The organism is Pseudomonas sp. S36 (genome assembly GCF_016647875.1).
Taxonomy (GTDB): Bacteria; Pseudomonadota; Gammaproteobacteria; order Pseudomonadales; family Pseudomonadaceae; genus Aquipseudomonas; species Aquipseudomonas parafulva.
Window position 1 is genome coordinate 56,059 of record NZ_JACVVG010000002.1, and the last position, 13,136, is coordinate 69,194.

At 57.7% G+C, this 13,136-nt stretch carries 13 protein-coding genes and 1 other RNA gene; 12 read left to right on the forward strand and 2 right to left on the reverse strand.

From position 1 onward, the window contains the following. Positions 1 to 19 precede the first annotated feature (19 nt). Positions 20 to 1,516: a MocR-like pyridoxine biosynthesis transcription factor PdxR gene (gene pdxR / locus IAE36_RS01310; protein WP_201209795.1), complete on the forward strand. Its 1,497-nt coding sequence runs from the start codon at positions 20 to 22 to the stop codon at positions 1,514 to 1,516. Positions 1,517 to 1,525: 9 nt separating this feature from the next. On the opposite strand, the gene IAE36_RS01315 is transcribed toward pdxR, so the two are convergent. Next, positions 1,526 to 2,824: a serine hydroxymethyltransferase gene (locus IAE36_RS01315; protein ID WP_201209796.1), complete on the reverse strand. Its 1,299-nt coding sequence runs from the start codon at positions 2,822 to 2,824 to the stop codon at positions 1,526 to 1,528. Positions 2,825 to 3,084: 260 nt separating this feature from the next. Here IAE36_RS01315 and IAE36_RS01320 point away from each other — a divergent pair, with 260 nt between their 5' ends. From IAE36_RS01320 to mobV, 11 genes are all read left to right on the forward strand, one after another. Continuing rightward, a complete protein-coding gene (locus IAE36_RS01320) occupies positions 3,085 to 4,299 on the forward strand; it encodes an MFS transporter (RefSeq protein WP_201209797.1) in 1,215 nt (404 codons plus the stop codon). A gap of 156 nt (positions 4,300 to 4,455) precedes the next feature. Next, the gene (locus IAE36_RS01325; protein WP_201209798.1) at positions 4,456 to 5,418 is read left to right on the forward strand and encodes an AurF N-oxygenase family protein; all 963 of its coding nucleotides are present in this window, start codon (positions 4,456 to 4,458) and stop codon (positions 5,416 to 5,418) included. Continuing rightward, positions 5,415 to 6,467, forward strand: a complete 1,053-nt coding sequence (locus IAE36_RS01330; protein ID WP_201209799.1) for a 2Fe-2S iron-sulfur cluster-binding protein — start codon at positions 5,415 to 5,417, stop codon at positions 6,465 to 6,467. Before IAE36_RS01325 ends, IAE36_RS01330 begins: the two co-directional genes overlap by 4 nt. A 36-nt stretch (positions 6,468 to 6,503) precedes the next feature. Continuing rightward, positions 6,504 to 7,205: a glutamine amidotransferase gene (locus IAE36_RS01335; RefSeq protein ID WP_201209800.1), complete on the forward strand. Its 702-nt coding sequence runs from the start codon at positions 6,504 to 6,506 to the stop codon at positions 7,203 to 7,205. A gap of 39 nt (positions 7,206 to 7,244) precedes the next feature. Then, positions 7,245 to 7,613, forward strand: coding sequence for an antibiotic biosynthesis monooxygenase family protein (locus tag IAE36_RS01340; RefSeq protein WP_201163632.1), 369 nt, complete (start codon positions 7,245 to 7,247; stop codon positions 7,611 to 7,613). Between the two features lie 144 nt (positions 7,614 to 7,757). Then, on the forward strand, positions 7,758 to 8,045 hold the full coding sequence (locus IAE36_RS01345) for a hypothetical protein (protein ID WP_201209801.1): 288 nt from the start codon (positions 7,758 to 7,760) through the stop codon (positions 8,043 to 8,045). Positions 8,046 to 8,143: 98 nt separating this feature from the next. Beyond that, positions 8,144 to 8,535: a transfer-messenger RNA gene (ssrA, locus tag IAE36_RS01350) on the forward strand. Between the two features lie 590 nt (positions 8,536 to 9,125). After that, the gene (locus IAE36_RS01355) at positions 9,126 to 10,391 is read left to right on the forward strand and encodes a hypothetical protein (protein ID WP_201209807.1); all 1,266 of its coding nucleotides are present in this window, start codon (positions 9,126 to 9,128) and stop codon (positions 10,389 to 10,391) included. Next, positions 10,375 to 10,905 (forward strand): hypothetical protein, encoded by a 531-nt coding sequence (locus IAE36_RS01360; RefSeq protein ID WP_201209808.1) that lies wholly within the window; start codon positions 10,375 to 10,377, stop codon positions 10,903 to 10,905. The genes IAE36_RS01355 and IAE36_RS01360 overlap by 17 nt, the downstream gene beginning before the upstream one ends. Before the next feature lie 371 nt (positions 10,906 to 11,276). Beyond that, a complete protein-coding gene (locus IAE36_RS01365; RefSeq protein WP_201209809.1) occupies positions 11,277 to 11,753 on the forward strand; it encodes a hypothetical protein in 477 nt (158 codons plus the stop codon). Next, a complete protein-coding gene (gene mobV, locus IAE36_RS01370; RefSeq protein WP_201209813.1) occupies positions 11,750 to 12,766 on the forward strand; it encodes a MobV family relaxase in 1,017 nt (338 codons plus the stop codon). Before IAE36_RS01365 ends, mobV begins: the two co-directional genes overlap by 4 nt. Here mobV and IAE36_RS01375 read toward each other — a convergent pair. Beyond that, positions 12,763 to 13,062 carry a hypothetical protein gene (locus tag IAE36_RS01375; RefSeq protein ID WP_201209814.1) on the reverse strand — a complete coding sequence of 100 codons (300 nt, stop codon included), beginning with the start codon at positions 13,060 to 13,062 and terminating at the stop codon, positions 12,763 to 12,765. The genes mobV and IAE36_RS01375 overlap by 4 nt on opposite strands. Between the last annotated feature and the right edge of the window lie 74 nt (positions 13,063 to 13,136).

Sequence of the window (13,136 nt, forward strand, 5' to 3'; positions counted from 1 at the left end):
AGGATACAGAGCAGACCACATGGCAAAGACCTTCGAGCTGGAAACGCTGAAGATGCGGCTGAACGACGCCGAGTTTCAGCTGCTGGACCTGCATCAACGCATCCAGCGGGCCTTGCGTGCGCTGATTCTGGACGGGGCCCTGAGCCCAGGCTTGAAGTTGCCGTCTACCCGGGTGCTGTCCAAATCCCTAGGCTGTGCCCGCGACACCGTCGAAAACGCCTACGTACAGCTGCACCGGGACGGCTTCGTGGTGCGCCGTGAAGGCGCTGGCAGCTACGTCTGCGACACCTTGGGCATGGAACTGCGCGGTGCCAACCCTCGCCGCCTGAAGGCGCAGGAGGTTCGGCGCAGCGTCACGGACCCTGGCGCAGGCCTCAGCCAGCGCGGGCGGATGATCCTCGACACCGGTGGCGTGCGTGACCAGCAAGTGATCAAGGCCTTTGCCACCGGCCTGCCAGAAACCCGCAGCTTCCCCACCGACGTGTGGGAGCGCTTGCAACGCCAGGTGGTCAAGGACTACCGCGCCAGCGTGCTGCTGCACGGCGACCCTCAAGGGGCCGAGCCCCTGCGCAAGGCCATTGCCACCTACCTGAACCTTGAGCGCGGCGCCAAGTGCTCGCCCGACCAAGTGCTGGTGCTCAGCAGCACCCGCCAGGCGTTGTACCTGTGCGCACAGTTGCTGGTGGACGCTGGCAAGCCGATCCTGCTGGAAAACCCCGGCTACTATGGCGCACGCAAGGCGTTCCAGATTGCCGAAACCAGGGTACTGCCCATCGACGTGGACGAACGGGGTATCCGCACCGACCTGCTGCACGACGACCGCAGCGGTGCCAGTTGCGTGTACGTCACACCGTCACACCAGTACCCCACCGGCGCGACGTTGCCGCTGGAGCGGCGCCTTGAGCTGATCAACTGGGCGGCGCAGAAAGGCAAGTGGATCATCGAAGATGACTACGACAGCGAGTTCCACTACGACGGGCAACCCACAGCCTGCGTGCAGGGCCTGGACAAGTACCAGCGCACGCTTTACATCGGCACCTTCAGCAAGACCCTCTACCCCGGCCTGCGCATGGGCTACATGGTGCTGCCCAACGAGCTGGTCAAACCCTTCGCCTACGCACGCAGCATGATGGACGGCCACACCCCGCAGACACTGCAGCTGACCTTGGCGCGCTTCATGGAGGACGGCCATTACAACGCCCATGTGCGGGCCATGCGCAAGCTGTATGCCGGGCGTCGGTCGATCATGTTCGACGCCATCGGCAAGTACCTCAGTGCAGTGGTCACCGCCGAACTGCCGCCAGGCGGGCTGCAGATCCCCTGCCTGCTCAAGGCCGGCTGGTCCGAGGAAAAGACCATCCGCCAGGCCGCCACTGCCGGTGTTCAGCTGTCCGGCCTCAGCGGCCTGTACGTGGGCGAGCCGAAGCAGCAGGGTTGGCTGCTGGGCTATTCCTCACTGACCGCCTACGAGATCGAAGCCGCCATGTTGCGCCTGGCCAACGCCCTGAAAATCTGACTGGCGGGCTCAGTAGGGCAACCTGAAGCGCCGGGTCAGGTCGCTGATGCCTTCACGAATGGCGTGTTCGGTGCGGATGTCCAGCGAGCCACTGCGCACGCCGCCCAGCATGGCCAGGATCATGTCGCCGATTTCGCGAAACTCGTCAACGCCCATGCCGCGTGACGTGCACGCAGCGCTGCCCAGGCGAATGCCGGAGGTAACCCTGGGCGTGCCGGCATCGCCGGGCACCACGTTGCGGTTCACGGTAATGCCGATGGCCTCCAGCGCAGCCTCGGCCACGTTGCCCGCCAGGCCCCACGGCCGCAGGTCGACCACCCCCAGGTGGGTGTCCGTGCCCCCCGACACCACCAAAAGCCCGCCCTCGGCCAGGCGCCCACACAGGGCCTGGGCATTGGCCACCACGGCATGGGCATAGGGGCCGAAGCCCGGCTGCAACGCCTCGCCCAGCGCCACCGCCTTGGCCGCCACCGTATGCATCTGGGCCGCCCCCTGCAAACCCGGGAACACCGCCGCATCGATCTTGCGCGCCAGGGCCTGATCGCTGCACAGAATCATGCCGCCACGGGGCCCGCGCAAGGTGGCGTGGGTGCTCAGGGTGGTCACATGGGCATGGGGCACAGGCGACGGGTAGGCGCCACCGGCAACCAGCCCGGCCACATGGGCGATGTCGGCCATCAGGTACGCCCCCACGTCGTCGGCAATGGCGCGAAACCGCGCAAAGTCCAGCGCCCGTGAATACGCCGCGGCGCCCGCGATGATCAGGCGCGGGCAATGCTCCCGGGCAATTTGCTCCACTTCGTCCATGTCGACCCTGTGGGTAACCGGGCTTACCCCGTAGCTGATGGCATTGAACCAGCGCCCGGAGACATTGAATGCGGCGCCATGGGACAAATGGCCGCCGGCCTTCAGGTCCAGGCCCAGTATCTTGTCTTCCGGCGCCAGCAATGCCAGGAACACAGCCTGGTTGGCCTGGCTGCCCGAATGGGGTTGCAGGTTGGCGTGGGCGCAATCGAACAACAGCCTGGCCCGCTCGATGGCCAGGGTTTCAATGGCGTCGGCATTGCCGCAACTGGCGTAGTAGCGCCGCCCAGGGTAACCCTCGGCATACTTGTTGGTGAGCACCGAACCCTGGGCCTCCAGCACCGCGCGGCTGACCATGTTCTCGGCGGCGATCAGCTCGATGGAATGCAACTGGCGCTGACGCTCGGCATCAATGGCCTGCCAGACTTCACCGTCCACCTGGGGCAGCGCAGCACCACTGACGCCGGGCAGTGCCAAGCCCTCCCGATAAGCGAAACGCGGCATGCTCACTCCTTGTGTAAACGCCCAAAAACTCGCCGCCCTACCCTAGCGGCTCAGGGTGCCTGCGCCCCTACCAGTTCGGGCCGGTGTTGCAGACCACCGCCGAGGGTACTGCTGCCACACGTCTAGCCAGGGGCTGGCGCGAGCGCCATGCAGCCAGCTTAAGTGGTCTGGTTTGGGTCGCAGTAATGGACTACCGCGCAAGACCGTTGCCTCTTTAAGCTCTGCGCCGGTTTTGCCCTGCTTACCACACAGGTTTCGCCATGACGCTTCGTATCGGGTTATTACCTCAAGTCGCCGCTGCTCACTTCGTCAGCCACCTGCACATCATGGTGCTGGCAGCGCTGTTCCCGCTGCTGCCGGCGTTCTTCCAGGTGGACTATGTGGAACTGGGCCTGGCCTTGAGCCTGTTCAACATCGTGACGGCACTGGTACAGGCCCCCATGGGGTTTGCCGTGGACCGCTTCGGTGCCATGCGCCTGTTGCGGGCCGCGCTGGCGCTGGGCAGCAGCAGCCTGCTGCTGATCGCAGTGGCGCCCAGCTATTTCTGCCTATTGCTTGGCATGGGCCTGGCCGGGGTCGCCAACGCCATCTACCACCCCGCCGACTATGCATTGTTGTCGCGTCATATCGACCCGGCCTATATCGGCAAAGCGTTTTCGGTGCACACCTTCGCAGGTTTCCTGGGCGCTGCCGTGGCCCCGGTGTTCCTGTTGAGCGTTGCCGTGGCCAGCACCCCGGCCATGGCGTTCGCGGCGGCAGCACTGGTGGGGTTTGCAACCTTGGCGGTGCTGTGGGTGCAAGGCTCGGCGCTGCCGCAGGCCACCCACGTGCAATCGGCCACGCCTGCAGGCCAGCCTACGGTAGGCCGCCTGGCACTGCTGTCACCGATGGTGGTTAGCCTCACCGTGTTATTCGTATTGCTGAACCTGAGCACCGGCGCGATCGAAAAGTTTTCTGTCGCCGCCTTGATGCAAGGCCAGGGCGTCGCCCTGAACTGGGCCAACTCGGCACTCACCGCTTTCCTCTTCGCCAGCGCTTTCGGCGTGCTGGCCGGTGGCACGCTGGCCGACCGAACCCAACGCCACGGCGTGGTGGCAGCCAGTGCATTTGCCCTGGCGACCCTGCTGATGATGCTGGTCGCCAGCGCGCGCCTGAACGAGCCGGCACTGCTGGTGGTGCTAGGGGTGACGGGGTTCCTGACCGGGGTGATAGCCCCCTCGCGTGACATGCTGGTACGCGCTGCCGCCCCAAAAGGTGCCGAAGGTAAAACCTTCGGCATCGTTTCGACCGGTTTCAATATCGGCGGCACCCTCGGGCCGGTCGGGTTTGGATGGCTGCTGGACCAGGGCCACCCCACAGGGATTTTCTGGGGCAGCGCAGCCTTCATGGGCCTGACTGTTGCAGTGACGTTACTGCAGGAGCGAGCCCTGGCCAACAACAGAAAAACAAGAGCACTACAACTCACTTATAAATGATTCATATCAACAAGCGCACGCTGTTTATAACGCACACTTGAAGGGCGCCGCCCTGCATATATTGCGTTATTGCACGCTGCATTCGCGTGTCCGTGAATGTGTTGTACCGGCACGTTCCACAATAACACACACAACCGAAACGCCTGGAGCTTAAACATGGAAGTTAAGAGTTACACCACCGACGACGCCGTGGGCAATATGCTGTCCAAACTGGCCACGCTCTGGAAAACCCGCGCAGCTGTGAACCAGCCGCAGCCGGACTACTGGGGCCTGGCATTCGACCCCACAAAGAATGACTTCAGCCTGTCGTTGCTGCCATTCCGGCATCACCAGGCGTGGCGTGAAGCGCCAGAAGCATTGAAATCCAAATGCCTGTCCTATGCGTGGGGCATCTACAACCTCAAAACCATTTATATCGAATGCAATGTGGTGGTGCCCGCCTGCGAAGACATTATCAAAACCCCGCCACACAGTAATAACCGCACCTTGCTGCAAGATGTCATGTCCCAGGCCATGCTCGACGAAGCATTGCACACGCGCATGTCTATCATGGCCTGCAATTATATTTATGACATGCGCAAACTGGCGCCGCTGGACTTCAGCGCCTTCAACCTGGTGACCTGGCGCGAAGCCCTGCTGGCCAATTGCACGGCCGAGTGGGAACGCCGCCTGACCCGCTTCGGCATCGCTTGTGCCAGCGAAACGCTGATTACCGATTACCTCAAGACCATGGCAGAAGACGCCAGCATCCAGGCGGTCTGCCACGAAGTCACCCGCACCCACGCCATGGACGAATGGAGCCATTCGAGCGTGTTCAGTTTTGTCGCGTCCGACATCGTCCACGGCCTGAGCCGCACAGAACGCCAGTACCTGCGCTCGGTCATCCTGCGCACGGTGCAGATGTTCGCCAACAACGAAATGGGCGCCTGGTCCAAGGTGTTCTCCATGCTCGATTTCCCGCATGCCAACGAGATTCTGCATGACGTGGGCGACAACAACGAAATCAGTGTGTACACCGATTCGCTGCAGGCGCTGGTCGATCGCATCGGCCTGGCCGGCAACGGCCTGGACAGTGCAGAGCTGGCAGTGGAGCAGTTGAATGAAAGGGCCAGCGCATGAACCCGACCTTCAAGGCGCTGTGCGAGCAGGTGCACAGCGAAACGGCCCAGGTGAAGGTGTTCAGCCTGCGCGTACTCGATGCCCCCCGCAATTTCCTTGCACGCCTGGAGCCGGGCAGGCACGTGGCCCTGCAAGCTGCAGACATGGCTGGCACGCCCCAGCAGCGCCTGTACTCGATTACCCACAAGTCGGCGGACGACCGGTTCGAAATTGCGGTAAGGCGCGAAGGGCATGGCGGGGTTTCGGACCATTTGCACGCGGCGCTGCAGGCTGGGTCAAGCATTTCGCTGCAGTGCGTGGAGGGGGACATCACCGTGGCATCCCTGGTCGGGTGCCGGCAGGTCGGCATGCTTGCCGGCGGTATCGGTATCACCCTGCCGCTTGCCCTGCTGCGCGGGTTTGCGCAACGGGCACAAGAAGGTCTACCCGTACCGCAGGTCAGCCTGCTGCTGTGCGTGCCATCCACCGCCGAGCTGCCTTTCCTGCACGAGTTGCTGGCACTGGAGCTGACCCAGCCATGGTTCGCCCTGCAGGTGTTCGTCACCCGCGAAGCCATCACTGGCAAAGGCCACTTCAGCGCAGGCCGCCCACAAGCCAACGACCTGAAGCGGCTGGGTAACCCAGACAGCGTGGTGATCTGTGGCAGCCATGGCTTTGCCTTGGGCATGCGTGAGCATCTGCAAGCCGAGCTGCCAGCCAGCCGGCTGCTGATCGAATCGTTCAGCGCACCGGTAGCACCCGTGGCGGCTACACCGGGTAGCGAGGCAAGCGACACCCTGCGCCTTCACATGAAGCACACCGGCCAGGTGCTGGAGCCGCCTGCCGGCAAAAGCTTGCTGGAGATGCTGGAGACCAGCGGCATCGAGGTGCGCAGTGTGTGCCGGGCGGGCATCTGCGGCCATTGCCGGCTGAAGGTGTCGGAAGGGGAATACACGCTGGAGCCCGATTTCTGCCTGACCGACAAGGACAAGGAAGAAGGCTGGGCGCTGGCCTGCTGCACCTTCCCAACGTCCGGCACCCTCAAGGTCGACCTCAACGCCTCGGCCTAGACTGCAACCGCCGCTCTCTCAACCACAGGATTTTCCATGAAGACTGCAATTGCACTGCGCCACATCCATTTCGAAGACGTTGGCACCCTGGATACGGTGCTGGCCGACGCAGGCTACGCCCTCACCTATCTGGACCCAACCGTCGATACCCTCGACGGCGAGCAGGTGGTGAAGGCCGACCTGCTGATCGTGCTCGGCGGCCCTATCGGGGCCTACGACGAACAGCTCTACCCCTTCCTGCATGACGAGCTGAGACTGGTACGCCAGCGCATCGAGTGCGGCAAGCCCATGCTCGGCATCTGCCTGGGTGCGCAGTTGATCGCCCGCGCCATGCACGCCAAGGTGTACCCCATGGGCGTCAAGGAAATCGGTTTTTCGCCGTTGACCCTGACCGCAGCCGGCCAGGATTCTCCCCTCGCCGCCCTGCAGGGCACCCCCGTGCTGCACTGGCATGGCGACCAGTTCGACGTGCCGGAAGGCGCGCAGTTGCTGGCCAGCACCCCGGTTGGCGCACACCAGGCGTTTGCCGTGGGCAATACCATTCTGGGCCTGCAGTTCCACCTGGAGGCCGATACCACCCGCATCGACCAGTGGCTGGTGGGGCACGCCAGTGAGCTGGGCCAGGCCGGCATCGACCCGGTTGCGCTGCGCGCGGCCGCCAAGGGCCTGGAAGGCCGCCTGAGCCTTGCTGCAGGCCGCGTGATGCAGGCGTGGCTGAGCAACCTGCCTACCCGCTGAAACCCATTACAAAAAACCGTCTAGGATGAGGAGCTGAAGATGATCGTTGTACTGTTCGAATTGCAGGCATTGCCAGGCCAGGGTGAAACCTACGTAGACCTAGTCAACAAGCTCACCCCGTTGCTGCAGCCGATGGAGGGCTTTATTTCGGTGGAGTGCTTCCAGAGCACACTGAACCCCAAAAAGGTGATGTCGGTAACCACCTGGCGCGATGAAGAAGCCGTGGTGCAATGGCGCAACGTCACCGCCCACCTGTCGGCCCAACGCGCCGGCCGGGACAAGATCTTCGACGACTACCGCGTGCGCGTCACCTCGGTGATCCGCGACTACGGCCTGCGCGATCGCGAGCAGGCACCCTACAACGTCGTCGTCGACGGCGAACGTGCCTCGGCCTGCCCGGTGGCTTGAATGGCTGGTGGGTAAGGAGAGTGCAGGTAGGACGGTCGCTTCCTTTGGCCACTCAAGCACCCCGCCAACAGGATTGAACTGTTGGCGAATGGCCACAGTCCACTTTTACAGGCCCACCTACCAGAGGCCACAGAGGAGACTCCCATGAAAGGTACCGCGCTTTCGGCCCTGTTCGCGGCCGCTACCCTGCTGGCCTCGCCAGTCTTCGCAGAAGACCTGTGTGCCATCAACCTGCAGAAAATCAATGACATGCAGCCTACTGCCGGCAGTACCCCTGAAACCTTCGATAAAGCTGTAACCGATCACGTCGACAAGGCCAAGCAAGCCCAGGCCAATGGCGACACCAAGACCTGCATAGAGATCACCAGCAAGGTACTTAACCGTCTCGAAAAAACCGACAAAGGCAGCGGCTCGAGCAGCGGCGGCGCCTGATGCAGCGCGTGGGTGGCCGGTCTGGTGGTCGACGGCGCCCGCGCAATGCCGTATACTCGATTCCACGTGCCGTAAGGTACGTTAGCTAGAGCTAGTGTGGGGCCGATTAGGATTCGACGCCGGTAGCGAAACTCTAGGTGCATGCCGAGTTGGTAACAGAACTCGTAAATCCACTGTTGCAACTTTCTATAGTTGCCAATGACGAAAACTACGAGGGCTACGCTCTCGCTGCGTAAGCAGCTGAGCCCGCTCTCCTGGTAGCTTCGGCTCCAGCAATCACCAGGGGATGCCTGTAAACCCGAAGTGATTGTCATACAGAACAGGATCGTCGTGTAGCACGTTGGGGGCAAAGCGACTAAAACTTACCCAACTCGTCCAAAGCACCCTGCCCGTCGGGCGGCTGCGGATTAACTCAATAGACACGGCTAAGCATGTAGTACCGACAGCGGAGTACTGGCGGACGGGGGTTCAAATCCCCCCGGCTCCACCAAATCAAAACTCAGAAAGCCCCGGAATCGCTAGCGAATCTGGGGCTTTTTGTTTATGCCCAATCGCAGCGTCCCACACTTCGTCCCACACGGTGTATTCCACTCAACATGCTCCAGCTTCCTAAGCGGAAGGATGCCGGTTCGCACCATCGCTGGGCGGCGAAAATTTCCCAATTTGAACACCAATAGCCCTTGATGGGTAGCGTTGATGCAGGTGCCATAAGTGGGGCTCGTGCACTACTAGCATTCGTCTCTTCAGTCGCTGACCCGAAGGGGCTCGACTGGCTAGCCAGCGCGGATCCTCGCTGCCCGTTGTATAGGCGTCTTCGAGTTCCTCTTTACGACGACAGATGCTGCCTGTAGATGCGTTTACCTCCATAAAGCAAATGCCTTTGGCTCCGCCCCCCCCTACACCCTGTGATTCGGTGTCCTACAAGCAGATGGCCACGACTGATGCTGGCAGCTATGATGCCAGATTGGTGGCCCTACCCCTTTTTTCAGCATCATGGCCATTTCATTCGTCAACGACACGGTTTAGTGGACGCCTTCCAGCTGGCCCACAGCCTTACATGAAATCTGAAGGATCTGATTTATGCGCCGCACCGGTACCTTGAATTTTTTTGAAATTGAGAAATGTGGGTTGTACGGCTTCGTTTCAGATAATTGCTACGGGCTTGAAGCGGACGTTGTGCTAGAGGCGATTAAAAACTGGGTCGGCGGGAGATCCTTCAAAACCACGGTACCCTGGGATGACTCGGCAAAGTCCAAGAGTGTCAATTGCTATTGTCATGATGTATACAAAGATGAGACAACTGGCGACTTTCTTTTCGTTCTATGGAAGTCAGATCCAGACAATGACAGGTCAATGGTTGGTGTAAAGTTAGATAGCGGCGGCAACCCCAGCAAATTCCTAAAACCTGACTCAGAGCATGACCAAGAAGACGTTATATGGGGCCACCCAAGCTATTACTGGTTCATCCCAAGCAAAAATTACATGGTCTCAATAAAATTTGACAACTCCCGTTGCGACTCTGACATGGTTCATGAGTGGGTAAATGGATGTGTTAATTTCAGGGTTAAGTTCCCCGGCATTAAAACCAAAGAACAAGTAATGGCTTCCGGCAAGGAAAAATCATTTACTCGAGTCTATTTTGATATTAAACGAGAAGTAATAGAAGCCATCGAGGATGCTGCCAATGCTGTTGGCGGCGCGAATAAAAAAGCCGCGAATGAGAGCGAAGCCAAGAAAGATGATGATGAGTTCAAATACAAGGTCACCTTCAAGTTCAAAGCCGCGCTTAAAATCTTCTCAACCACAGAATCAAAAATAAACGAAATCGCAGAAACCACTAAATACGTACTGAACAGAAAACTTGTTCCGACCTATGCGAAAGATGAAGTTCTCGAAGGCTGGGTCGGCGGTCTCTCGAAAATCCCTGTAGTAAATAAGTTGTTTAGCCGTCCCGCCCAGAAGGTTAAAGAAAATCTTAAGGTTGAACTTAAAATAGAAACATCACCATCCAGGGCAGAGATTCTTGACATTATTGCCTCCAGTGGAGATGTAGATGCAGATGGCTGGGAAAAAGTCGGATTCATGGATCAAAATTCACGTGTTACCTGGGCTCAAGAATACCGCCTAACTGACTCCATCTCTGTTGAAGATGATGGTAACGATGTAATTCCAGCGGCCACCCTCTTCAAGTATTTGTCACCTAAACGGTCGGAATATATCGCTAGTATCGCTAGGCAGAAAAAGCTGGAGGAAGAGGCTAAAGCAGCCCTTGAGGAAGCAGACAGGATGGCACTCGCTGCGGAAGAGGAACCTTCAGTGGAGGCGGAAAGTGCGAAAATCGCTTGAGTGGGCTCTTTATCTGAGTGTGCCGCTTTTGCTTTTTGGCATAATATTAGCCTTGGTAAAATGGTCAGGCATTACGGTCAGCTATGCAGACGTAAAAGATTATAGCGGCGCTCTCCTCAATGTATCGGGCTGCGTGTTTACTATTATGGGCATATGGGTGGCCTACCTTTATCCTGATGCCTTGGTACGCATAACAAGCGATAACATTACAAGCGCCGACTTTAGTGAGGCACAAGAAAACTCTGCCAGATTAAAAACGATGGTGGGCAGTATTATTATTTCCGCCCTTGTCGCTATGGCAATGATTTACGTCCTACTCGGCAAGACCTTAATTGCAAATACAGACTTCTACGAAGCCCATCGCTTAAACATTAAAGCTGCAGCAGTTACAGTGGTAATTTATGCCACTTTACTTCAGACGCTATCTGTCTTTTATGTTATCCGTTCAAATTTTTTATTTCTCATTGAGTTCCACGAGAAGCGAGTTAAGCGAGAACGAGAGGATGATGTCTAACTCTTCGCAGCTGTGAGAGTTGCGGCCACCCCTGGTTCTTGGCAGGTCAAGAGCAAGGCGCGAGGCCGCAGCCCGCGCAACGCAGTGAGCAGGAACGGGCGAGTGCATTGGCGAATGCGTACTCTTGACCATACCCAAGATCGTAAACTTCTCGAAGGGTATGGGGTTCTTCCCCATGCCCTTCGCATCTAGGGCGATCCCTAGGCGGTGGCGCCGAAGGGGCGCGACTTTGATTTTCCAGGCTGCTGGCGAACGTAACATTGGAACAATGTGTAGTGAGTTACACGTAGTGTCACTGGCGGGGTTGCACAGGTCTTTGCTCCATTTGCATACTAATGGGACAACAACAAGAGCATCCGGAGTTGCCGTCAATGAAACATCCTGCCCCCCTACTCTTGCCTCAAAATCACCGCCTGGTGCTAGCCCAGGCATGTTCAAATTTCCCTGGAAAAAAACTTGACGAAGTGATCACCAGGGCACTATGCGATATTCCCAAGGATCAGTCTACTGCTGACCTCTATGAAATTCGCCGAACAGATGTTCCTAGGGCATTTGATGCTTTGCTCAAGCTACAGAACACGGGTTTAGCACACAGGTACATTGAGGTTGATCAAAATGAATTTTGGGAAGTGCTACGGATCGAGGTAACGCTTCTGGATGCCATTTTGCTTGCCCTAGCAATGATACTAGATATTATCAAAAAGTTTCTTGCATCGGACACTGCTAGCAATGGGGAGCCTAAAACCATAGTAGCGCCTCCGCCACCAGCTCAACCTTTTGAGAAACCATATATACCCACCTGGAAGCGCGGAACCTTTAGAGTAGGTTTTGATGGGCCATACATATGAGTTACGCGATTTTACGCACTAAAAAGCTAAAGAGCTTTGGCGCGGTCGCACGTTCGGCCCGTCATACTTTTCGAGAACAACCCACACCTAACTCAGACCCAGCTATGCGAGGCCATAATCGCACAGTCGGGGCGCATGGTACGGGCAGTTTGCTGCAAGCTATGAAAAGAAGGCTTCCGGACAAACGAAGACGCGATGCGGTACTCTGTATTGAATACCTGATCACAGCATCACCTGAGGCATTTATGCGCCATGGAGGGCACCTAGATGACCTCGGGAGCGGATATTTTTCTGACGCACTGACCTGGCTTAAAAAACGTCACGGGGCAGAGAATGTCGTCAGTTCGACTGTCCACCTGGATGAATCTACGCCTCATCTAGTGGCTTATGTAGTACCTCGCACAAAAGACGGGCGATTATCATGCCGGGATTTTCTCGGGGGTGTCACTAAACTTCGGAAGATGCAAAATGAATTCCATGCCGCCTGTGGCTCCACGCGTGGCCTGGAGCGTGGCGTGATTGGCTCAAAGGCTAAACACGAAGATGTGGCAGCATTTTATACTGTAATGAAAGCAACCGGGGCAGCACCAGAGTTAGGTTTTAAAGACTATGCTGCGGCTGCGTTCGGTAAAAAAACCAAACTCTGGCTTCAGGCTGAGAATGTAGCAAAGGCCAACGCTTCGTGCGCAGCCAGGGAGCCCAGACTTAGGAAAGCTACACGCTCAAGGCTTCGAACATTACAAAACATAGCTGAAGAGTTGAAATTAAAACAACAGATCGCTGTACACCAGGAGGTCGAACATGGAATGCAAGAGTTCAACCTAAAGCAGCGATCTAATGCTTTGGCGCTCCGCGAGATGGATATTCAGCTTGCGGAAGGTAACATATTGTCGCTGGAAGTGGAGCGGGACACCCTGGCTCGTCGATTGGAATTGATTGAAAACCGGGAAGCTACCATGCAACAGACCCGCTACAGGGCCAGAACTTATGGCGATTCGCCCTCACTAGGCTAGCCAAACGTATGCATCATAAGCATTTCGAGATATTTCACCTCATGCCTGATTTGAGGGAGCGCCTTATCCAAATATTCAGGCAGAATCCCCTTTACATTTGCCAACTCGGCTTTAATTCGAATAGTTTTATTAATTTTTTTGATGATGCATGAGTCACGCACCGATGCGCCGTTTTCAAAAGCGACGCCGATGGATAGCCAAAAAAAGTAGTCCTCCATCAACCCCACCTTCTTAAAATCTCCAGCCCAGTCCCAGCAAATTTTTTTGGCCTGTTCGTCTTTCGGGAAAGATTTCATGTGCATTGCCCCTGGTGATTATTGGTTGCTACTGATCGTGATTTGTCGAAGGTGCTCAGGATGAACCATGAGCT